Source organism: Gilliamella sp. Fer1-1 (genome assembly GCF_001690825.1).
In the GTDB taxonomy this organism is placed as follows: Bacteria; Pseudomonadota; Gammaproteobacteria; order Enterobacterales; family Orbaceae; genus Gilliamella; species Gilliamella apicola_C.
Map to the genome: position 1 here is coordinate 1 of NZ_LZGX01000104.1, position 20,927 is coordinate 20,927.

Below are 20,927 nucleotides of genomic sequence, written 5' to 3' on the forward strand. Positions count from 1 at the left end.
GTTTATTTTTTCAATACATTATTTTAATTTAAGTTTTAATGTTCTAATAATACTTTTCATAGAATTATATAAAACGTCTTAAATCAACTTAATGCTAATCATTTATTTGTTACCATCATTGATAAAAATAATGTGTAGGCTCAATACGTTTGCCAATGGTTAAATTAATTGCCCCTTGCAAATGTTTTATGGCTTCTTCTAGATTGCTACATTGGGGAAATAATACTGCACTTTTGGTAAAGTGTGTACAATCCGTATCGTGGATATTTTTAGTTTGAGTTTTGTATGATAGTGATGAGTCTTATTTTATGGTATAGGGCTTTTTTGGCGATATCTCCGTCATGCTACCTTGCTAAAAACTTACTCCAAAACAGAAATAATAAAAAACTCGTTTAATTTAGATAACATGGTGAAAATAGCTTAATGACTTATAAATAATTATAATTGTTTTTATTTAAGATATTAGCATGATTTTTTGAAATCTTAGAATGCTTTTATATTTTTATTAATAGGTAATTGTTAGAAGGATAGATAATATGAAAAGGAAAATATTGAGTGTTACTCTAGCTATTATGGCTTGGTTTGGAGCGGTTTTTTTTGTTAATGCCTATCAAATTGATTGTCCACAAAACATCAAGGTTAAAGAAAAAGTTGAAAACAGGCCTAATGGATGGGAGGTTTCTGATGATATAAATAGTTTAACGGTATCGTTTAGTAGCATGATTGTTTATCACGGTAAACCTTCTAGAAAGGTCAGTTTAAAACCAGCAAAAGGATTAGTTGAAGGTAAGAAACATGAGTTAATATGGGAAGTCGATTTTAAAGCTGATGTTGAACCTTATTATGTTAGTTGCTCTTATAATGGCAGTAGAATTGAGCTAATAAAAAAAATTGATTTATCAATGAAAAGTTGTTGGGCTGATTATTTTGAAGATGAACAAGGAAAAAAAGGAACACTTACCTGTAGCACAAGTGAAGCAAAAGATTTGCATTAGTTGAAATATGGGATTTGTTGTTATATGTAATAGCTGACAACTTAAATCCCTTTTAGACTATTTATTGTGCTATCACCACCAACGGTAAAAATGGTGTGTTGGGCCAATTCCGTTACCAATATTTAAATTATCAGCATGGCTAATGGCTCCTTGCAAATAATTTTTAGCCTGCATTACGGCTTCTACTAAATTATATTTGGGTAATAATGCGGTAATTGCTGCAGATAGTGTGCAACCTGTTCCGTGAGTATTTTTAGTTTGAATTCGTGGAGAAGTTATTCTTATTACATTATCTTGGGTTATCAAATAATCAGGGCTTTGACTACCTAACAAATGCCCGCCTTTCATTAAAACCGCTTTGCAACCCAATTTGAGTAATTCATCCCCTTGCTTTTGCATATCATCTTCGTTTTTGGCCTCACCACAATCAAGTAGTGCTGCTGCTTCAAGAATATTAGGAGTAACAATGGTTGCTAAGGGTAATAATAACTCACGAATAGCAGTTATGGCATCAGATTTGAGCAAGGGATGTCCTCCTTTAGCTATCATTACAGTATCTAAGACGATAGCAGGAATAGAATTTATGCTAAGAAGGTGGTGAACAGCTATAACTATCTCTTTATTCATTAGCATTCCCATTTTTACACTATTAATCTGAATATCTTGATATAGCGTATTGAATTGAGCTGCAACAAATTCAGGGGTAATAGCTAATACCGCATCAACCCCTCGTGTGCTTTGTGCCGTTAATGCAGTGATAACTGACATGCCATAAGCCCCAAGTGCCGAAAAAGTTTTTAAATCGGCTTGAATTCCTGCGCCACCGCTGGGATCTGACCCAGCAATGGTTAATGCAATTGTTGTCATAATGTATACCCTATTTAGCCTTCTTGATTTGAGTAATGAGCGATAACGTCGCTTGCTCAATATCTTGTTTACCACAAATAGCTGAAACCACAGCAACGCCGTCGATACCTGTTTGAATAACGTTAGTCACATTATTTTCATCAATACCGCCAATAGCTACAGCAGGACATTGCTTTAGTTCTATTAGTTCAATTAATTGTTCGGTTCCCAGTGCTACTCCTGCATCTTTTTTCGTTGCGGTTGGAAAGATAGGACCAATACCAATATAATCAACCTTATGCCATGGAACGCTATCAAGTTGCCGTCGATTAGCGATCGAAAATCCTAACCATTTATCTCTGCCAATTAATTGACGAGTAACATCAACAGGAAGATCACTTTGTCCAATATGTACACCATCGGCATCAACGGCTAAAGCAATATCGACATGATCATTAATAAACAGTGGTACGGGCGTTTCATTCAGCGCTTCTTTCAATGCTAATGCGGCATAATACCAATCTTTACCGCTAAACTTATGTTCAGATCTTAACTGTACTGCAGTTGCCCCATTGGAAACAGCAATTTTTGTGGTATTTACCATGCCACTAATACCACCACATAATAATGGATCAAGGATCAAATAAAGCGTTAAATCTAATTGCTTTTTCATCTTGTCCCTTATTGATGTAATGAATTAAATAGAGATAGTTGATCTAGTAATGATACCGCAAAGGTACCTAATCCTTGCTGTTTATTGGCACGTTGACCTGCTTTTTTCATCATAAAACAAGCTGAGGCGGTAGCTGATAAAGGATCTGGTGAATTGGCAATAAAAGCAGCTACCATAGCAGATAGTGCACAGCCTGTTCCTGTTACTTTTGTTAAAGCAATATCCCCACCAGTAATGCTATATAAGATGTTGCCGTTAGTGATATAATCAATATCCCCCGTCATTGCAACAATCGTTTGATATTTTTGTGCAAGTGCTTTGGCTGCATGTACAGCAGATGTCGTTGAGTTTTGACCATCAGGTCCTTTCGATGATCCATTTTCACCATTTAGTACTAATATTTCTGATGCATTACCGCGTATGACTGTTGGCTTTAATGATAGTAATTGACATACAATTTGAGTTCGATAATCAAGCGCCCCCCCCACAGCGACAGGATCAAGTACCCATGGAGTTTGTGTTTGCAAAGCTTGGGTTGTTGCTAATAACATACTTTTGGCTGTGCTACTGTTAATGGTGCCAATATTAATCAATAAACTATCCGCAATGGCGACAAATGATTCCACCTCTTGCTTGGCAATAATCATTGCTGGTGATACGCCAATAGCGAGTAACACATTTGCGGTAAAATTTTGCACGACATCATTTGTAATACAATGCACTAATGGGTTTTGTTGTTTTACATGATGGATAAAAGGCGTTGCTTGTACTAATTGAAATGGCTTATTGTCTAACATATTTATTCCCTGTTATTTTAGAACTAAAATATTGGGAAGAATTTGCCAAATTAAAGCTAAGACGGCTTAGACTTCCCTACGCTGGCATGATCCAGATCAGGTTCAACGGGTAAAATCTCAGTTTTTTGTCAAAACAAAAAACACCCCGAGTCAAAATTTACTCATTCATTATGAACTGACTATCAGTTTTTAACAAGCTATTGTAATAACTTTTCAATATCTGTTATTGCCTTTCTATCTGGCAAAAAGATGATTAGATGATCATTATCTTCTATCATCAAATCAGTATTAATAATAATTACATCTTCACCACGAACAACAGCTCCAATTGTTGCGCCTGAAGGTAGTTTTAAGCCATTAATATTTTTACCCACCAGTCTTGATGTATCATTATTGCCTTTAGCAACCACTTCGACAATTTCAGATTCGCCTTGCCTTAGCGAAACGACTTTAACCATACCAGTTTGTCTTACATGACTTAATAGTTCTGAAATGGTGGCATGTTGTGGCGATATTGCGATATCAATCACACTATCATTAATCAATTCAAGGTAGGCTTGGCGTTGAATTAGTACGATCACTTTTTTTGCGCCCATTCTTTTGGCAAGCATAGATGACATGATATTGGATTCATCGTCACCAGTGACTGCAATAAAAAGATCGGTAAGCTCGACTTGCTCTTGTGAAAGTAATTCTTGATCGGATGACTCACCATGCAACACTGTGGTATTAACCAGTTGCTCGGCAATGAGTTCGGCTCGCTCAGCATTGCGTTCAATTAACTTGACTTGGTAATCATTTTCCAAACGCTTTGCTAAAGCAACAGCAACACTACCACCACCACTAATAATGATTCGCTTATAAGGTTTTTCTAATCGTTGTAGTTCACTGGTTACAGCTTTGATATTAACTGGTGGCGTAATAAAATACACCATATCTCCCGCTTCAACCAAGGTTGAGCCAAGCGGACGAATAAAGCGGTTTTTACGATAAATAGCAACCACTCGCGCTTCAACATGAGGTAAATGTTCTTTGAGCTCGGATAATTCACTGCCAACTAAAGCACCGCCATAATAAGCCGTTACCGCCACTAGACACACTCGGTTATCATAAAAAGAAGCAAATTGCAATGAGCCAGGGTATTGAACTAATTGACTTATATGATTAGTGATAAGATTTTCTGGGGCAATGATATGATCGATATTAATACAGTCTTTATTGAAAAAAGGATAATTTTCATCATTATATTCAGGCGCTCTAATGCGAGCCACTTTTTGTGGAATACTAAATAAGACATGACCAATTTGGCAGGCCATCATATTGACTTCATCAGAGTTAGTTACAGCAACAAGCATATCGGCCGATTCAGCGCCAGCACTTTCTAATACCTGAGGATAGGATGATTTTCCACAAATTACCTGTAAATCAAAACGCTCTTGTAGCGATTGCAATCTATCATGATCTTCATCCACCACAGTAACATCGTTTTGTTTTTCGGTAACAAGATATTCCGCAAGTGCACTACCTGTTTGTCCTGCACCAAGAATAATAATCTTCATAACTAGCCTATATATTTAGATGGCTTTAACCATTATCCATTTACTTAGTTATTAAAGCCATTGCATATCATTCATTTTTTAGTCGCAATCTGTTATTGATTTTGCAATTATACAAACCCGATTGCATCATAGACTTTTTTCAACGTTGGCTCGGCTTTTGAACGTGCTTTCTCAGCCCCATCTTGCATGATTGAAAATAGATAATGCTCATCGTCACGATACTCACGATATTTAGCTTGCAAGGTAGTTAACATGTCAATGACTTGCGTTGCAACTTCTGTTTTGAGGTGACCATACATTTTACCTTCAAACTCTTTTTCAAGCTCGGCAATAGGTTTACCTGTCACACCAGTTAAAATATCAAGTAGATTTGAAACACCAGCTTTATTTTTAAGATCATAGCGTACTACAGGTGGTTCATCAGAATCAGTCATCGCACGTTTAATTTTCTTCTCAATGTCTTTTGGATTTTCGAGTAACCCAATCACATTATTACGGTTTTCATCTGATTTAGACATTTTCTTAGCCGGCTCCTGCAATGACATAACGCGCGCACCAACCTTGGCAATAAACGGCTCAGGAACAGTAAAAATATCACCATAAAGAGCATTAAAACGCATAGCAATATCACGGCATAGTTCAAGATGCTGTTTTTGATCATCACCAACAGGAACTAAGTTTGCTTGATAGAGTAAAATATCAGCAGCCATAAGCACAGGATAATCAAATAGCCCTGCATTGATATTCTCTGAATGGCGTGATGACTTATCTTTAAATTGCGTCATACGGCTGAGTTCACCAAAATAGGTGTAGCAATTTAAAGCCCAGCCTAACTCTGCATGTGCAGGCACATGCGATTGTACAAAAATAGTGCTTTTTTGTGGATCGATACCACAAGCTAAATAAAGCGCTAGTGTATCTAATGTGGCTTTACGTAATTTGTTTGGATCTTGACGTACGGTAATTGCATGCTGATTAACAATACAATAAACGCAATCATATTCGTTTTGCAAAGACACCCAATTTTTTAAAGCACCTAAGTAGTTGCCAAGTGTTAGTTCCCCTGATGGCTGAGCGCCACTAAATACAATCGGTTTACTCATAATTTATTCCTAATTTATACTCATTATTTTTTTGCATCAGTTTTTGGCTGAGGTAGAATTGTTAATATATCTTTAAAATCGTCAAATAAAAAATCGGGATTGCTAGTAGCAATTGAAACGCCATAATTATAGCCATAGCTTAAGGCAACAGTTGGGCAGTTGGCATTTTGCGCAGCAGTGATATCGTTTTTCGAATCACCAACAAAAAGTAACTGATCGCTAAACAATCCAAATTTCGCCATTACTTGATACAAAGGCGCTGGATGTGGTTTTAATTTAATCACATCGCCACCGCCAAGCACTAGCGAAAAGAACTCTTTTATGCCTAATGACGCTAGTAATGCAGGTAAAAATTGGGCTGGCTTATTGGTCACTAATGCAAGTGGATAATGATTATCATAAAGCACTTTTAAAGTTTCTTTAACATTCGGAAACAGCCTAGTTTCGGCATCAATAACTTTATCATAATGTTGGTTAAATAATATCTTGGCTTTGGCGAATAGTTCTTTTGATGGCTCAATACTAATGGCTTTAAAAACACGTTCTAGCATGACATCAATACCATTACCAACGAAATTTTTGATCTGCTCATTGCTGATGGTTGGTAAATTCAACTCCGCTAGCATATTTTGTGTCGCCAATGCTAGCCCTGGTACGCTATCAACTAATGTACCATCTAAATCGAATGCTATCGCTTGAATATTGTCTAGTTTATTCATGTATAACTCCTGCTAGCTCCTTACGCATTGCATCAATAACTGTTTTATAATTAGGCTGATTAAAGATCGCCGAACCAGCAACAAACATATCTGCACCTGCTTTAGCTATTTCAGCAATATTTTCTACTTTTACCCCACCGTCAATTTCTAAACGAATATTTAATCCTGATGCAATTATACGTTGTTTAACTTGTTGTAATTTTTTCAAGGTTGCGGGAATAAAAGATTGCCCCCCAAAGCCAGGATTAACGCTCATCAACAAAATAATATCAATTTTGTCCATGACATAATCTAAATAATCCAGTGGTGTGGCTGGATTTAGTACAATACCTGCCGTACAACCATGATCTTTAATTAATTGTAATGAACGATCTAAATGAATCGTCGCTTCTGGATGAATAGAGATATTAGTAGCACCAGCTTTAGCAAATGAGACTATTAGCTCTTCAACAGGGGATGCCATCAAATGCACATCAATAGGTGCGCTAATGCCATAATCTCGCAGTGCTTTACAAAACATCGCTCCCATTGTTAGATTAGGTACAAAATGGTTATCCATAACATCAAAATGGATAACATCGGCTCCAGCGTCAATGACCTTTTGTGCATCTTCACCAAGGCGCGCAAAATCAGCTGACAATATTGATGGAGCAATAATAAATTTTCTCATAACCTACCTCATGATAACTCATTTTATATTCAAGCCTGATTATGACTTTTTATAGAGCGCTAAAATCTCATCAATTTTTTTACGACCCTCACCTGCACAGCTAATTGAACGACGCATTTCTGCGCGATAAAGCTCGCTTGCTTTGCTATAAAGAGTCATTGTGTAATCAGTATAATGATTAGATACTAGCACGGGTATATTTTTTTTATATGCTATAGTTTCAGCCAATTTCGACAAGTTTTTATGTTCTTCAAATCCAAAAATATTTGAATAATAAGCTGTAAACCCTACTGATTGATTTGGGGATATGTAGGGCGGATCACAATAAATAACCGAATTTCTTTCTGCCTTCTTCATGACCTCATGATAAGGTGCGCAAATAAATTTCGCTTTTTGTGCTTTTTCTGCAAAAAAATAAAGTTCTTTTTCAGGAAAATAAATGGTTTTATAACGCCCAAATGGCACATTAAATAATCCACTATTGTTATAACGACATAGGCCGTTATAACAATGTCGGTTTAAATAAACAAATAATAATGATCTAAAATATCGATCTTTACTATGATTAAATACATCTCTAAGCTGATAAAACGCATCAGGTTGATTATTTTGAGTAGTAAAAAGCAATCTGAGATCACGAATAAATTGATCTGGAGTTGATTGTAACAAGGTATATAGTGAAATTAAGTCTTGATTGATATCCGCTAAAATATAGTTTTCGTAGTTTGTATTTAAAAACACAGAACCAGCTCCGACAAAAGGCTCAATCAATAGATCGCCTTCTGGAAGATACCGTTTGATTGTGTCCACAAGCTCATACTTTCCTCCAGCCCATTTTAAAAAGGCTCGTTGCTTCTTCAACGGATACTCCTATTTGTCGTTGATTGGATAAATAAACGATATTACTTATTATTTTTCTATTTTTTCTTTATTAACAACCGCACCCGATTTAACCCATGGTTTATCTTTTAAGAGTGCTGATGGTAAAGATTTAATAGCTTTACGTGCTTCATTAGCTGATGAATAATCACCTTTTACTAAAATAAACCACGTTCCTGAACTATATTCAGTTTTATATATATGGTAATTAGTTATATTGTTTTGTTTAATAAATTTTTTCAAACCCTCAACTGATTTGGATGCACTTAGCTGAATAACATAATGATCATTACTTATTTTAATTTTTTTTCCTAAATCAGCTTTTTCTTCTTTACGATTAACTGTTTTCTTATCATGATCATTATTATTTTTCTTAGTATTAGTTGATTGTGAAATATTTATATTATTAGAAATACCAGCGTTAGTTCTTCTATTTTGTGTTGTAATAGTATTAGAGTGTCCCTTAGCCTCAGAATTTAGATTATCTATTGAGCTTAAACTATCATCTGTATTATCAGAACTTTCAGTTTGAGATCCATTAACAACCGCGCCACTTTGTCCATTCGAAATCAAACTGTTAGTTTCTTCTGTTGCCGTAACATCATTAACGGTAGGTGGTGTTAATGCTGTCACTTCATTTTTGCGAGAAGAGTAAAAAACAATCAAGCAAAGCAATAATAGAAGAATAATGGCTACCGAACCGAAGATAGCTAATTTTTTCTTTGGAAAATTTTGAAGAAGGTTTAGCAACTTTAATGAAGGCGTAGAGTCCTTACTCGGTTGCTCTGAAATATAACGGTCATCTTTATCTACACGCATACTTACTCCTTAACCTATAAAAAGGTTTATTACTTCATTAATAGCTATTACATCCAAAATAAGTTGCTTAAATCTGTTCTATTTTATCAATAATATAACTGGCAACACCTTTGGCACTTTGTTCATCAGTTTTAATGGTAATATCGGCAATTTCTTTGTAAAGAGGTTCACGTTCACCTGCAAGTTCTTCATAAAGCTCACGAGGTGTGTTACCACCTTGCAGTAATGGACGGCGTTTATCTTTTTGTGTTCTTGCCATTTGCTTTTCAATGGTTGTTTCAAGATAAACAACAATTCCACGTGCTGACAATCGGTTGCGTGTCTCTTTTGATAAGACAGAACCACCACCAGTTGCCAGAACTACGCCTTGTTTTTCAGTCAATTCGTTAATGACTTTTTCTTCTCTGGCACGGAATCCCTCTTCTCCTTCTAGGTCAAAAATCCATGCAATATCGGCTCCAGTACGTTTCTCAATCTCTTGATCTGAGTCAAAAAAATCCATGCCTAACTGTTGCGCAATTTGTCGGCCTATTGTGCTTTTTCCTGCCCCCATAGGGCCAATTAGAAAGATATTTCGCTTTTCTGCCATTGTAGTTTCATCATCTATTAATTTTGGTTAAAATATACAACACAACATCAATTTGAATTGATTAAAAATCATACAAAACTCAATTGTGTAACTTTTCCTTTGATCTCCGTCTAACGACAAAAATTTAGGTCGGTAATTATCTCAATAGATAGTACCTTTTGGCAATAGGTATTTATTAATAGTTTTAGCTAATACCAGCTTGATGCAAATCATGAATGTTTAAAGCACCGACTAATTCACCCTCATTGTTAACGACTGGTGCAGCAGTAATATTATAATCATTAAAGGATTTTAATGCTTCAACCGCTTTCCAATTATCAGGGATAAGGTATCCAGGGCTGGTCATAACATCCAAAATACTATCTTGTAATGTACCATTTTTCAATAATAACCGACGTAAATCGCCATCGGTAAATACTCCAATTATTTTATTATTATTCTGACAGATTGCAACTAAACCTACACCTGTTCGACTTAATTCTAGCATAGCATCAAGAACCGTTGCTGTTTGTGGAACTTTAGGTATTCGATCGCCTGTTCGCATCACATCTCTGACATGATTAAGTAATTTAGCACCTAAACTACCTGCTGGGTGGGAACGAGCAAAATCTTCTTCTCTAAAACCTCGAGCTCGCATTACAGCAATCGCCAGCGCATCACCCATCAATAATGTGTTGGTTGAGCTTGATGTTGGCGCTAATCCCATTGGGCAGGCCTCTTTTTCTATCGAGATATTTAAAACAGCTTGAGCTGATTTAGCCAATGGTGAATCAACTCCGCCAGTAATTGCAATTACAGGTACATTCATTGCAGCGAGGATAGGCAGAATAATATTAAATTCTTTTGCCCGTCCGGAATAAGAGATTAAAATAGCCACATCATTGGCTGTTACCATGCCTAAATCGCCATGCAAGGCTTCCGAAGGATGCATAAAAAAAGCGGGGCTGCCCGTACTTGCTAACGATGCAGCAATTTTTTTTCCAATATGTCCTGATTTTCCAATACCTGAAACAACAACCTTACCTTTAGTGGTTAAGATAAGCTGGCATGCATTAATAAAATCTTTGCCAAGCCGATTAGGTAACTTTTCCGCTTCTTGTAACTCTAGTTCAAGAACTTCTCGACCATATTGTAATAATTTATCCATTTTCAATTAGCCTGTCGAATAAAAAAATCAGTGTCCGGTGAATGTAAAATCGGTAAATAAAAGCAATCGATTATAAAAGCTAAATTGTTATCAGTTTAACAATTAACGATCGAATATTCAAAAAAAGAAAGTCTTTTTGTCAAAACCTTTCAGGTAAACAGGTGCTTGAAAGTAAATATGAGTTCACAACATTAGAGTAACTTAAAGTCCGAAAGCAACTTTAAGCAACTATTACGCCTAATGTAATTAAAATGTTACCGAATAATTTATCGAAAATAGATTGAATTTTAAAATAACGCCATTGTATTGTTTGATTTTGAAAAACAAACACCACAAAAGGCCACCAAAAAAAGGCTTCAATCCAAATGATAAATGCAATGATAAGTTTATCAATCGTTGATGATTCAGCATCAAGCATTTGCGTAAAAATTGCTAGAAAAAATAACGTTGCTTTAGGATTAAGTATATTACATAAAAAAACTTGCATAAAAGCCAATTTTGCTGAAATTAGCTGCTTAGTTAGTTGTTTGCCAACTAAGCAAGTGGTCACATTAGAGGCAAATAATGCTTTAAAGCCAAGCCATATAAGGTAAGCGGCACCAGCATAGCATAGCGTAGCGTGTTATAGAGCAATGGAATGGTGCCAATCAGCACCGCAAGACCGGCAACGCAATAGCTAATATGAATCAAAATAGCCGTGATCACATCTAAACAAGTAAATAACGCTGTTTTTCGGCGATAATTTAAGCTGTTTTTAACACTAAAAAGAAATCAGACCCAAGCGAAATCATCCCTAAAAAACTGGTCGAGCCAACTAAAAGCAATGTATCAACCCCCATTTTCGGCACCTATTTAAATACCTGTGCTGAATTATTGATCGTTGCGATATTGGCTTTATTTTTTTCAATAAACTGTTTTTTATCAAAATTAGGGGCAGATAAATAGTCAGTTAGAAATTTGCCATTACTTGCAACTTGTGCCCCATTTAAAATTAAACGAGGCAAATCAATTTGGTAAATGGTTTGATCGGGTGTTTTTTGTAGATCTTGTATACTTGCGTTAGTTAATAGATAAAGCTTGCGCTCTTTTTGTGAAAGGCGATTAATGGTTGGCGTACCAGATCCCATCATTAAATGATCTGGGAAAATATAAAATACAGTGTTTTCTAATACCCCTTTATCTTTTAATTGTTGAATAAATAACCCTAAATTATGATCTAATGAAGCAGCAACAAAAGACATATTATCTGGTTTGGGTGAAATAATTGATTTCATTCTTTCGTCATCAAAACCATTTGGAGCATGAGTTGAAACGGTTGATACAAATAAGGCAAATGGTTGGTTATTTTGACGCATTTGTGTAATCTGTTTTTGCGCAACATCAAAAATATCTTTGTCATATAATCCAAATGGTGCTGCTGGGTATTGCCCAACGTAATTTTTTTCCGAAATGACTTGCATACCCAAAAGCTCAGCAGTATGCCCAATACCAGCAAAATCAGGGCTAGGCATCACATAACGGGTTTGATATCCAGCTTGTTTTAGCACATCACCCAAACTAACTAAGTTTGTTTGGTTTGCACGCATTAATGGGGATGTTGTGTAACCGCCAATTAAAAATGGCATGCCTGTCATATAAGTATACATGGAAGCAGTCGTCCAAGTGCTTCCAGGGCTCATTGGCATATTGGTAAAAAAAGTATAATCTTGGCGAAGATGCCGTAAATTAGGTGTAATATCTTCAAAGTCGAGAAAACCTTGTTCAAACGATTCTAATGATAACACAATAATATTTTTACCTTGTTGACTAACAAGCTGGTTTTTATTGGTGTAATTAGTCATGTTGAGTGATTGCAATGCTTGCTCAAATGGTTCGCGCGGAGCACTAGTAACCTGATATATTTCATATAACCGGCTTAATGGTCCATTGTGGTAACTAATTGAAAATATAGCGATAACAGCGAGTAACGCACGAGGCAATAATCGGCATTTCCCTTTACACCAATTAGCGAGTTTTAATAGTAAAAAAATGAAAGAAAAAAAGACTACAATGACCAAAACTGCTTGCAATTTAAAAATAAATAGCCCTTCTATAATATCATTTATATTTAAATTCACATAAAACTGATAATCAATAAATCCACCACTAAAGTAGATAGAAGTTAGCTCCATTACAATAAAAATCGTTAATAAAGTTACGATTAAAAATTGCCATTTTTTCTTTTTAAAGAGCGAGGCAAAAACAATTGTGATAATAAAAAGAGGTAAAACAATGAATGTCGATAATGGCATAAGATTTGTTACTCAATTTCTCAAAAATCAATTTTGCTAAAGTATATACTCAATACATAAAAAAATAAAAATATCGGTTAATGCTGTTTAATTTATCACATTATCTTCATAGCCTAACTTGAAAAGTGCTAATGGCAAAAGCAGACTTTTCATATATCAAATGATAATTATTAGCATTTGATGTTGATAATTGAAACCGTTAGCAATAAGATATCGCCAATAATGTCAAATAATTAGGTATTACTATGTCATGTTATGTACGAAAATTAGCTTTAATTCTATTATCATCGTTGATTCCTTTCGCGTTATGTTATGCCGATATTTCATTACCTAAGCCACAAATAAAAGATGGAATGAGCTTATTTGAAAGCTTAAAAAAACGTGCTTCAACATCTGGTGGCGGGTTTCCTACTGGTAAGATTTCTGATGAGGAACTTTCACAAGTGCTTTGGGCAGCAAGTGGGTTGAACCGAGGTAAAACAGGATGGACAGTACCAATGGTTAAAGGTAAGCCTCCTTATGTACGAATTTATATTGCTAGTGAAAAAGGCACTTTTTTATATGAGTGGGAAGGTCATTATTTAAGAGAAATTAATAATAAAGATATTCGCGCCGACATTGGTTTGCAAAATTTTACTAAGCGAGCCGCCTATTCATTAATTTTTGTGTCAGATGCTAATGTATTGGCTGATATAAATCCCGAAGAAAGTGCTCACTTTAATTATACTGCTGTTGGCGCAATGAGTCAGAATGCTTATTTAGCTGCGGCAGCATTGAAATTAAATGCTCGTTATATTCATTCCATCAAGTCAGATGCCATAATTCAAGCACTAGAATTGCCTGAAGATCGCAAGCCTCTTGGTATGCTGATATTAGGAAAATAAAAGGCAATTAAATAATTATGAAAAAATATTTAACACTGGTTTTATTATTTATTGCAAGCTTAATTGCTTTTGCGCCAACCTCTTATGCACAAGCAAAAAAGTATGAAAGTTGGAATGCCATTGTTGATGAAATGGATGAAATTTTAAATGATGCTTATGATATCTATTTCATGACAGATGCTGAACGTGCAAAAGCCCGCGTTAATGAAGCTTATTTTGGCTTTTATGAAAAACATGGTGTTGAGCGTGCTGTTATGTCTTATATTTCGGGCAAACGAGGCACTGATACCGAATACCAATTTGCTAAAATTAAACGATTAATGACAAATGGTGCTCCCAATAAAGTTGTTCGAGCAGAAATTGACACTATTTTAAAAATGCTGCATCAAGATGCTAACGAATTGGATGGTAAAAAAGAGAGTGGCTGGCGTGTTTTATTCGCATCGTTTATTATCATCTTTCGAGAAGGTCTTGAAGCTATTTTAGTGATTGCAGCAATATCAGCTTATTTAGTGCGTTCTGGTAATATTGCTATGGTCAAAGTGGTATATATGAGCGCAATTGTTGCAGTTTTTGCCAGTATTTTAGCTGCTATTGCTCTTTATACTGTGTTTGATATCAGTGGTGCAAATCAAGAAATTATTGAAGGCGTTGCTATGCTTTTGGCAACTATAGTGTTATTTTTTATTAGTAATTGGATGTTTTCAAAGGCAGAAGCTGAAGTTTGGAAGAGTTATGTTGAAGGAAAAGTACAAACTGCTGTTTCATCTGGTAGTTGTTTAGCTTTAGGTTTCGCTGCTTTTCTAGCTGTTTTTCGTGAAGGAGCAGAAACAATCTTATTTTATCAAGCCATGATTACTGAAGCTAAAGAACACATACATATGGTTTGGTATGGACTTGTGATAGGAACGATTGTTCTTGCAATTATTTTTGTTGTTATTCGTTTTGGTACTATGAAGTTACCAATCAGACCTTTCTTTATAGGCACGAGTATTTTGATGTATATCATGGCGATAGCTTTTGCTGGAGGTGGAGTAAAAGAACTCCAAGAAGCAGATATTATTACTGTTACGCCTGTTGATTTTGTGCACTCTATTGAAGTATTAGGTATTTACCCAACAATCGAAACTTTATTACCACAAGTTGTTATGGTATTTATTGTGTTAGTGTCAGTTATGTATTACAAATTTCAATGCAACCATAAAAATGAAAAATGGTAAGCATGGCTAATATTATTTAATTCAAAGCATTTGGAATGTATGGTTAGAATATTGCGTAAATATTATGAAAATAAAAAGTAGTCAAAAACAACGTGAAGGAGTTTTCAATGAAAAAATTAGTTTTATCAGCGAGTATTGCCTCAATGCTTGCTTTATCTTCATTTGCTCACGCAGCGGCGCCAACACCAGGTGAACAAAAAGGATTTGAGGAGTTTCCAATTGGTGATGAAGTCACTGTTGGCCCATTACACATTGGTGCTGTTTATTTTCAACCAGTGGATATGGAGCCAGCTAGTATGGGGGGGCTTCCTGCATCAAAATCAGATATGCATATTGAAGCGGATATCTCGGCTGCTGAAGGTAATAATTTAGGTTATGGTGTCGGTGATTTTGTACCTTATTTAACCGTTAAATATAAAATTCAAAAACAAGGCAGTGATAAAGCTATCGAAGGTAACTTTATGCCAATGAATGCATCGGATGGTCCTCATTATGGTAATAATATTAAGCTTGACGGTGCTGGTAAATATAAAGTTACATTTATTATTGAAAATCCAGAAAAGCAAGGTTATTTGTTACACGTAGATAAAGAAACCGGTGTCGAGGGGCGTTTTTGGAAAAAGCCAATCGAAGTTTCTTGGGACTTTGATTATATCCCGCGTGCATGGTAATTATTAGAAAAAACTAAGTATAATTATATTTAATAATTGATCATCAGTTATGGTGAGCTTGTGCTCACCAATAACATTTGGAATAGCTAGGCAATAAATATGCTTCAATATCTTATTAATATTACCGATAATACTTTCGTTCCTGTAATGATGATGGCACTACTAAGTGCAGCGATTGTAAAATCAACATTTCCTTATGGTAAAAAGAGTATTTTGTTCGGTTTTATATTGGGATTGATAGCATCATTGATTTATGCCATTTTAAAACGTAATACTGGCTTGGCGGTTCGTGAGTTTTATGATCTTGGAGTAATTACGCTTTGGGTTATAATTGCTATACCACTAATGGCTAGCATTTACTTACAAAAAACTATTGATAACTGCGTTGGCATAATCTTATTTTCACTCCTATTTACGCTTGGTATCGGCTCGATAAGTGCCCAGTTCTTACCCAATTTAATACTCTATCCATTCGAATTTTCAGTCGGGATGGATTCTATATTTAATAATGATTACTTGTTTAAATGGGTTGGTTATAGTTTTTCTTTGCTTGTTGTTTTGCTAACAGGATTATTTATTTACCGCGTCTGCGATCGCTTATCTGCTAAATTTGTTTTTGTCATTACTTCACTGTCTATCATTATTTTCACTATCCAAAACAGTATTAATATTCTACAAATTCTAATTGTTAGGCGCTTTATTTCATCACAACCATGGATGATGGAATTAGTCATTTTTATCCTTAGCCATGTTAATTGCTTCACTTTTATTTTTATGGCAATTGTGCTTGGTTTAGCTTTAATCTTGTTCATAAAGTCAAAAACCACCTCATTAGTAGGCAGCAACCCTGCTCAAATTCGCAAACTTAAAGCGCAATTGCGCAACGATAGAAGAAATGCGCTATTGATTATGGCAGGTTCGGCGATAACCGCTTATACCGTAACGCGTGCTCGTTATATTTTTGAAAAAGGAGTAGAACTTACACCAGCAGAACCAATATCGCCTAATAGTGATGGATTAATTGTTATTTCTCTTGATAAAGTCAATGATGGTAATTTACATCGTTATGGCTACCAAGCAACCGATGGTACCTTAGTTCGCTTTATTATCATAAAAAAAAGCGATAATGCTTATGGTGTTGGATTTGATGCTTGTGATATTTGTGGAGCAAGTGGTTATTACCAACGGGGTGATCAAGTGGTTTGTATTTTATGTGATGTAGTGATGAATATTGCCACAATTGGATTTCCTGGTGGTTGTAATCCTGTACCACTTAAATATGAAATTATTGATGGTAACATGGTGATCCGTCCTGCTAATCTTGAAGCAGAAAAAAGTCGTTTTAAATAAAAACGTATTAAAAGGAATTGGATAATGTTTAGCAGAATGTTAATAAGCGTGTTAGTTCGCCAAAAAAAGAAAGTCTTGCTTATTGCTTTAACTATCGCTTTAGGTGTTTCGCTTGCTACTGCTATGTTAAATGTAATGTTTGATGTTGGCGATAAAGTTAATCAAGAATTAAAAGCTTATGGTGCTAATTTAAACATTGTTCCTCGTGGTAATGCCATTATTAATGAAATGTATCAACTCGACAATAATGGTAGGCAACAGACATTACAATATATTAAGCAAGAAGATCTTGTGAAAATTAAAATGATTTTTTGGGCTTACAATATTGTTGATTTTGCGCCTTTTTTAACAACTCAAGCTATTTTTAACGATAAACCTGTTACAGTAGTTGGAACTTGGTTTAATAAACACCTTAATATACCGACAGGTGATCAAGTTGATACAGGTATATTAGCCATGAAGTCATGGTGGGCAATTGAAGGTAACACTATAACAGATGATAATATACAAGCCGTTATGGTAGGGGAATCTATTGCTAAACAGTGGAATTTAGAGCTAGGAGACTCAATCGATATCGTCTCACCTCAAACAAACAAAAAGATCACATTGAAAATTAATAATATTTTTCATAGTGGTGGAATTGAAGATACGCAGCTTTTTGTTTCGTTACCTGTGGCACAAGATCTTGCTAATAAAAAAGGATTGGTTGAACGAGTTGAAGTCAGCGCATTAACCACACCTGAAAACGAACTTGCCAGAAAAGCAGCACAAGATCCAAATAGCTTATCCAGAACAGAGTGGGATACATGGTATTGCACCGCTTATATCAGCTCAATTGCTTATCAATTGGAAGAGTTAATGCCCAATGTGCGTGTAAAGGCCATTATGCAGGTTGCCGTGTCTGAAGGCTCTATTTTACAAAAAACGCAATTATTAATGTTATTGCTCACTATCTTATCACTAGTTTGTTCTGCTCTAGCTATTTCGAATTTGGTAACAGCCAATGTAATAGAGCGAAGTACCGAAATTGGTTTATTAAAAGCGCTTGGCGCAACCAATACGGCTGTTGCTATGTTAATACTCACTGAAATTTTGATTATTGCCTTACTCGGCGGCATTTTGGGTTATTTTATTGGCCTTGGTTTTGCGCAAATTATAGGTTATACCGTATTTGGTTCATTTGTTGAACCTAAAATGATCATTGTTCCGTTAGTTATAATTATGGTTTGCCTAATCACTTTTTTAGGTAGCTTACCCGCATTACGTATTATGATGTTTTTACGCCCAACCGATGTGTTACATGGCCGATAAGATGAAAGGTAAGTATTATGATCAATAACAATAAACGCTTTATCATTAAAATGGTGCTGAGTTCGCTTATTCGCCGTTGTTCGCGCATCACTATTGCTTTACTTGGTGTTGCCATAGGTGCGACTGTACTGCTTGGTATGATTATACTTTGTTATGATATACCACGGCAAATGGGACAAGAATTTCGTTCTTATGGCGCCAATCTTCTATTATTGCCAACTAATAATCAACCAACTGTGGCAATAGCTGATGTCAATAAAGCGGTAAACCTTCTACCAAAAGATAAATTGCTTGGCGTCACGCCATTTCGTTATGATTTAATTCGTAGCAATCAGCAACCTTATACGATTGTGGGAACAGACTTTAAACAAATTACTAAAACCAGCCCCTATTGGCGTATTGAAGGAACATTACCGCAAAATTCACATGAAATACTTATTGGTACCGATATTGCTAATTTTGCAAAATTAACCGTTGGCAACACTATGCCCATTTTGGGTAAATCAAAACAAGATTCCCGTTTTGATGAAGAACTTAAAATTACGGGTATTGTTAAAACAGGACGGGCAGAAGATGGTTTTATCTTTATTGACTTGCATGCGCTAGAACAACTACTTGAAGAAAACGAACAAGCTGAAGTTATTGAAGTCAGTATTACTGCAACAGAATCTGAGTTACAACACTACATTGAAGTCATTAAAAACCAAATGACAACACTTGAGCCTCATTTAATTAAATGGGTAATAAAATCGGAATCTTCGGTATTAGGTAAACTATCTTCATTACTTTACTTAGTTACTTTTATCGTGCTGATACTTACCATGATTTGTGTTGCTACCACCATGATGACAGTGGTTATGGAGCGCCGTCAAGAAATTGGTCTTAAAAAAGCAATAGGCGCAAATAATATAAGTATTGCCAAAGAGTTTTTAGCTGAAGGATTAGTTTTAGGTGTCGTAGGAGGAATTATAGGTGCTATTTGCGGGCTTATTTTTGCTCAAATCATAAGCAGTAGTGTGTTTGGGCGCTCCGTTATTATTGAGTTTTATTTAATCCCAACCACGATTATTATTTCAACGATAGTAACAGTCATTGCATGTTTAATTCCAGTAAAACGTGCACTTGAAATAGAGCCTGCGTTAGTGTTGCGTGGCGAATAGGATATAAAGTATGAATATACTCGAAGTAAACAATGTGTCTAAGATTTATGGTTCGCTCCATGCGCTGTCTGAAGTGAATCTAACGGTTGAAGAAGGCAAATGGTTATCAATTATGGGACCATCAGGCAGTGGTAAAACCACTTTGATGAATATCATTGGTTGCATGGATAAGCCTTCATTGGGCTCAGTCATTTTGGATGGGCAAGATATTACTCAACTTTCTTTGCCCGAATTGACCGAAATTCGCCGAGATAAGATAGGACTAATATTTCAACAATTTCACTTAGTATCATATTTAACTGCTTTAGAAAATGTGATGGTTGCACAATATTATCACAGCATGGTTGATGAAAAAGAAGCTATGCAAGCATTAGAACGAGTTGGGCTTGCTGCACGAGCTAAACACTTACCAAGGCAGCTATCAGGCGGTGAACAGCAGCGCGTATGTATTGCCAGAGCATTGATTAATTACCCCAAATTAATTTTGGCCGATGAGCCAACTGGTAATCTAGATGAAAGTAATGAAACGATGGTCATGAATTTACTGCATCAGCTACACGAAGAAGGTAGCACAATAATAGTCGTTACTCACTCTCCAGAAGTGTCAAAACATGCTCAAACTACAGTAGTACTTGAGCACGGCAAAATTGCGCGTGTTATAAACAACTAATCAACAATGGGTTATCGTATATGAAAAATCGTATTATTTCGTCAAGTATTTTTATCGTTATTGGTGTGTTAATTATTTTATTTCCATTATATATATTGCCAGTTTGTCCACCGCCTGAAGCTGTAACCACACCGATTGATACAATGAGTAGCACTAGTAGTGAGCTTGCGCATAGTGGGCACATGCATGCTAGTACAGGAAAAATCATGAAATGTTTTTGGACAGCCAGAGCTGAAATCGGTATTGGTTGTTTAGTGATAACTATTGGCACATTGCTATTAATTAGCAGTACTGCCTTTGTTCGCATGGGATTAAACATGGCACTTGCCTGTATTTCGTTATTAGCCATAGCAATTCCAACCATTTTAATTGGCGTTTGCTCTAACGAAATGATGCGATGTAATATGGGGGCAAAACCAGCCTTAGTGTTATTATCTAGTTTATTATTTATTATTGCTATCATTAACACTTATTATTTAAATAAAAAGACTAAAAATCGACAATTTAACTTTTAAAGGCTAAACGCTTATTTATCTTTATTCGGCATAAAAAAAGATACTTTTTAATTACACCA

The 20,927-nt window shown here is 35.5% G+C and carries 22 protein-coding genes and 1 riboswitch; of the genes, 9 read left to right on the forward strand and 13 right to left on the reverse strand.

What is annotated here, in order from left to right; genetic code table 11:
• Positions 1 to 536: 536 nt before the first annotated feature.
• Positions 537 to 995, forward strand: coding sequence for an STY0301 family protein (locus tag A9G28_RS11145; protein WP_141673655.1), 459 nt, complete (start codon positions 537 to 539; stop codon positions 993 to 995).
• Positions 996 to 1,067: 72 nt separating this feature from the next.
• On the opposite strand, the gene thiD is transcribed toward A9G28_RS11145, so the two are convergent.
• The 13 genes from thiD to A9G28_RS11210 all read right to left on the reverse strand — a co-directional run bounded on the left by thiD (position 1,068) and on the right by A9G28_RS11210 (position 13,087).
• The gene (thiD, locus tag A9G28_RS11150) at positions 1,068 to 1,862 is read right to left on the reverse strand and encodes a bifunctional hydroxymethylpyrimidine kinase/phosphomethylpyrimidine kinase (protein WP_065580709.1); all 795 of its coding nucleotides are present in this window, start codon (positions 1,860 to 1,862) and stop codon (positions 1,068 to 1,070) included.
• Between the two features lie 10 nt (positions 1,863 to 1,872).
• On the reverse strand, positions 1,873 to 2,514 hold the full coding sequence (gene thiE, locus A9G28_RS11155; RefSeq protein WP_065580710.1) for a thiamine phosphate synthase: 642 nt from the start codon (positions 2,512 to 2,514) through the stop codon (positions 1,873 to 1,875).
• 8 nt (positions 2,515 to 2,522) lie between these two features.
• Positions 2,523 to 3,311 carry a hydroxyethylthiazole kinase gene (gene thiM / locus A9G28_RS11160; RefSeq protein WP_065580711.1) on the reverse strand — a complete coding sequence of 263 codons (789 nt, stop codon included), beginning with the start codon at positions 3,309 to 3,311 and terminating at the stop codon, positions 2,523 to 2,525.
• A 56-nt stretch (positions 3,312 to 3,367) separates the two neighbouring features.
• Positions 3,368 to 3,469, reverse strand: a riboswitch (TPP riboswitch).
• Positions 3,470 to 3,508: 39 nt separating this feature from the next.
• On the reverse strand, positions 3,509 to 4,870 hold the full coding sequence (trkA, locus tag A9G28_RS11165) for a Trk system potassium transporter TrkA (protein WP_065567879.1): 1,362 nt from the start codon (positions 4,868 to 4,870) through the stop codon (positions 3,509 to 3,511).
• A gap of 107 nt (positions 4,871 to 4,977) precedes the next feature.
• Complete coding sequence (trpS, locus tag A9G28_RS11170) at positions 4,978 to 5,973, reverse strand: tryptophan--tRNA ligase (protein ID WP_065580712.1); 996 nt, start codon at positions 5,971 to 5,973, stop codon at positions 4,978 to 4,980.
• Between the two features lie 23 nt (positions 5,974 to 5,996).
• A complete protein-coding gene (locus A9G28_RS11175; protein WP_065580713.1) occupies positions 5,997 to 6,692 on the reverse strand; it encodes a phosphoglycolate phosphatase in 696 nt (231 codons plus the stop codon).
• On the reverse strand, positions 6,685 to 7,362 hold the full coding sequence (gene rpe, locus A9G28_RS11180) for a ribulose-phosphate 3-epimerase (protein WP_065567876.1): 678 nt from the start codon (positions 7,360 to 7,362) through the stop codon (positions 6,685 to 6,687). Before rpe ends, A9G28_RS11175 begins: the two co-directional genes overlap by 8 nt.
• Before the next feature lie 39 nt (positions 7,363 to 7,401).
• A complete protein-coding gene (locus tag A9G28_RS11185; RefSeq protein WP_065567875.1) occupies positions 7,402 to 8,223 on the reverse strand; it encodes a Dam family site-specific DNA-(adenine-N6)-methyltransferase in 822 nt (273 codons plus the stop codon).
• Positions 8,224 to 8,271: 48 nt separating this feature from the next.
• Positions 8,272 to 9,060, reverse strand: a complete 789-nt coding sequence (locus A9G28_RS11190) for an SPOR domain-containing protein (RefSeq protein ID WP_065580714.1) — start codon at positions 9,058 to 9,060, stop codon at positions 8,272 to 8,274.
• A gap of 67 nt (positions 9,061 to 9,127) precedes the next feature.
• On the reverse strand, positions 9,128 to 9,649 hold the full coding sequence (gene aroK / locus A9G28_RS11195; protein ID WP_065580715.1) for a shikimate kinase AroK: 522 nt from the start codon (positions 9,647 to 9,649) through the stop codon (positions 9,128 to 9,130).
• Between the two features lie 184 nt (positions 9,650 to 9,833).
• Positions 9,834 to 10,796, reverse strand: coding sequence for an arabinose-5-phosphate isomerase GutQ (gutQ, locus tag A9G28_RS11200; RefSeq protein WP_065580716.1), 963 nt, complete (start codon positions 10,794 to 10,796; stop codon positions 9,834 to 9,836).
• Between the two features lie 220 nt (positions 10,797 to 11,016).
• The gene (locus A9G28_RS13800) at positions 11,017 to 11,382 is read right to left on the reverse strand and encodes a LysE family transporter (RefSeq protein WP_218057381.1); all 366 of its coding nucleotides are present in this window, start codon (positions 11,380 to 11,382) and stop codon (positions 11,017 to 11,019) included.
• A gap of 262 nt (positions 11,383 to 11,644) precedes the next feature.
• The gene (locus A9G28_RS11210) at positions 11,645 to 13,087 is read right to left on the reverse strand and encodes an LTA synthase family protein (protein WP_065567871.1); all 1,443 of its coding nucleotides are present in this window, start codon (positions 13,085 to 13,087) and stop codon (positions 11,645 to 11,647) included.
• Positions 13,088 to 13,332: 245 nt separating this feature from the next.
• Between A9G28_RS11210 and A9G28_RS11215 the strand changes: the two genes are divergently transcribed.
• The 8 genes from A9G28_RS11215 (at position 13,333) to A9G28_RS11250 (ending at position 20,868) form a co-directional block, all read left to right on the forward strand.
• On the forward strand, positions 13,333 to 13,971 hold the full coding sequence (locus A9G28_RS11215) for a nitroreductase family protein (protein WP_065567870.1): 639 nt from the start codon (positions 13,333 to 13,335) through the stop codon (positions 13,969 to 13,971).
• A 17-nt stretch (positions 13,972 to 13,988) separates the two neighbouring features.
• Complete coding sequence (locus A9G28_RS11220) at positions 13,989 to 15,191, forward strand: FTR1 family iron permease (protein ID WP_065580717.1); 1,203 nt, start codon at positions 13,989 to 13,991, stop codon at positions 15,189 to 15,191.
• A 107-nt stretch (positions 15,192 to 15,298) separates the two neighbouring features.
• The gene (locus A9G28_RS11225; RefSeq protein ID WP_065580718.1) at positions 15,299 to 15,862 is read left to right on the forward strand and encodes an iron transporter; all 564 of its coding nucleotides are present in this window, start codon (positions 15,299 to 15,301) and stop codon (positions 15,860 to 15,862) included.
• 99 nt (positions 15,863 to 15,961) lie between these two features.
• Positions 15,962 to 17,212 (forward strand): Fe-S-containing protein, encoded by a 1,251-nt coding sequence (locus A9G28_RS11230; RefSeq protein WP_065580719.1) that lies wholly within the window; start codon positions 15,962 to 15,964, stop codon positions 17,210 to 17,212.
• Positions 17,213 to 17,236: 24 nt separating this feature from the next.
• Entirely contained in the window at positions 17,237 to 18,523 is a 1,287-nt protein-coding gene (locus A9G28_RS11235) for an ABC transporter permease (protein ID WP_065580720.1), read from the forward strand.
• Positions 18,524 to 18,540: 17 nt separating this feature from the next.
• Positions 18,541 to 19,683 carry an ABC transporter permease gene (locus A9G28_RS11240; protein ID WP_065580721.1) on the forward strand — a complete coding sequence of 381 codons (1,143 nt, stop codon included), beginning with the start codon at positions 18,541 to 18,543 and terminating at the stop codon, positions 19,681 to 19,683.
• Positions 19,684 to 19,693: 10 nt separating this feature from the next.
• The gene (locus A9G28_RS11245) at positions 19,694 to 20,353 is read left to right on the forward strand and encodes an ABC transporter ATP-binding protein (RefSeq protein WP_065567864.1); all 660 of its coding nucleotides are present in this window, start codon (positions 19,694 to 19,696) and stop codon (positions 20,351 to 20,353) included.
• A gap of 20 nt (positions 20,354 to 20,373) precedes the next feature.
• The gene (locus A9G28_RS11250) at positions 20,374 to 20,868 is read left to right on the forward strand and encodes a DUF4418 family protein (protein ID WP_065580722.1); all 495 of its coding nucleotides are present in this window, start codon (positions 20,374 to 20,376) and stop codon (positions 20,866 to 20,868) included.
• The last annotated feature ends 59 nt before the right edge of the window (positions 20,869 to 20,927 follow it).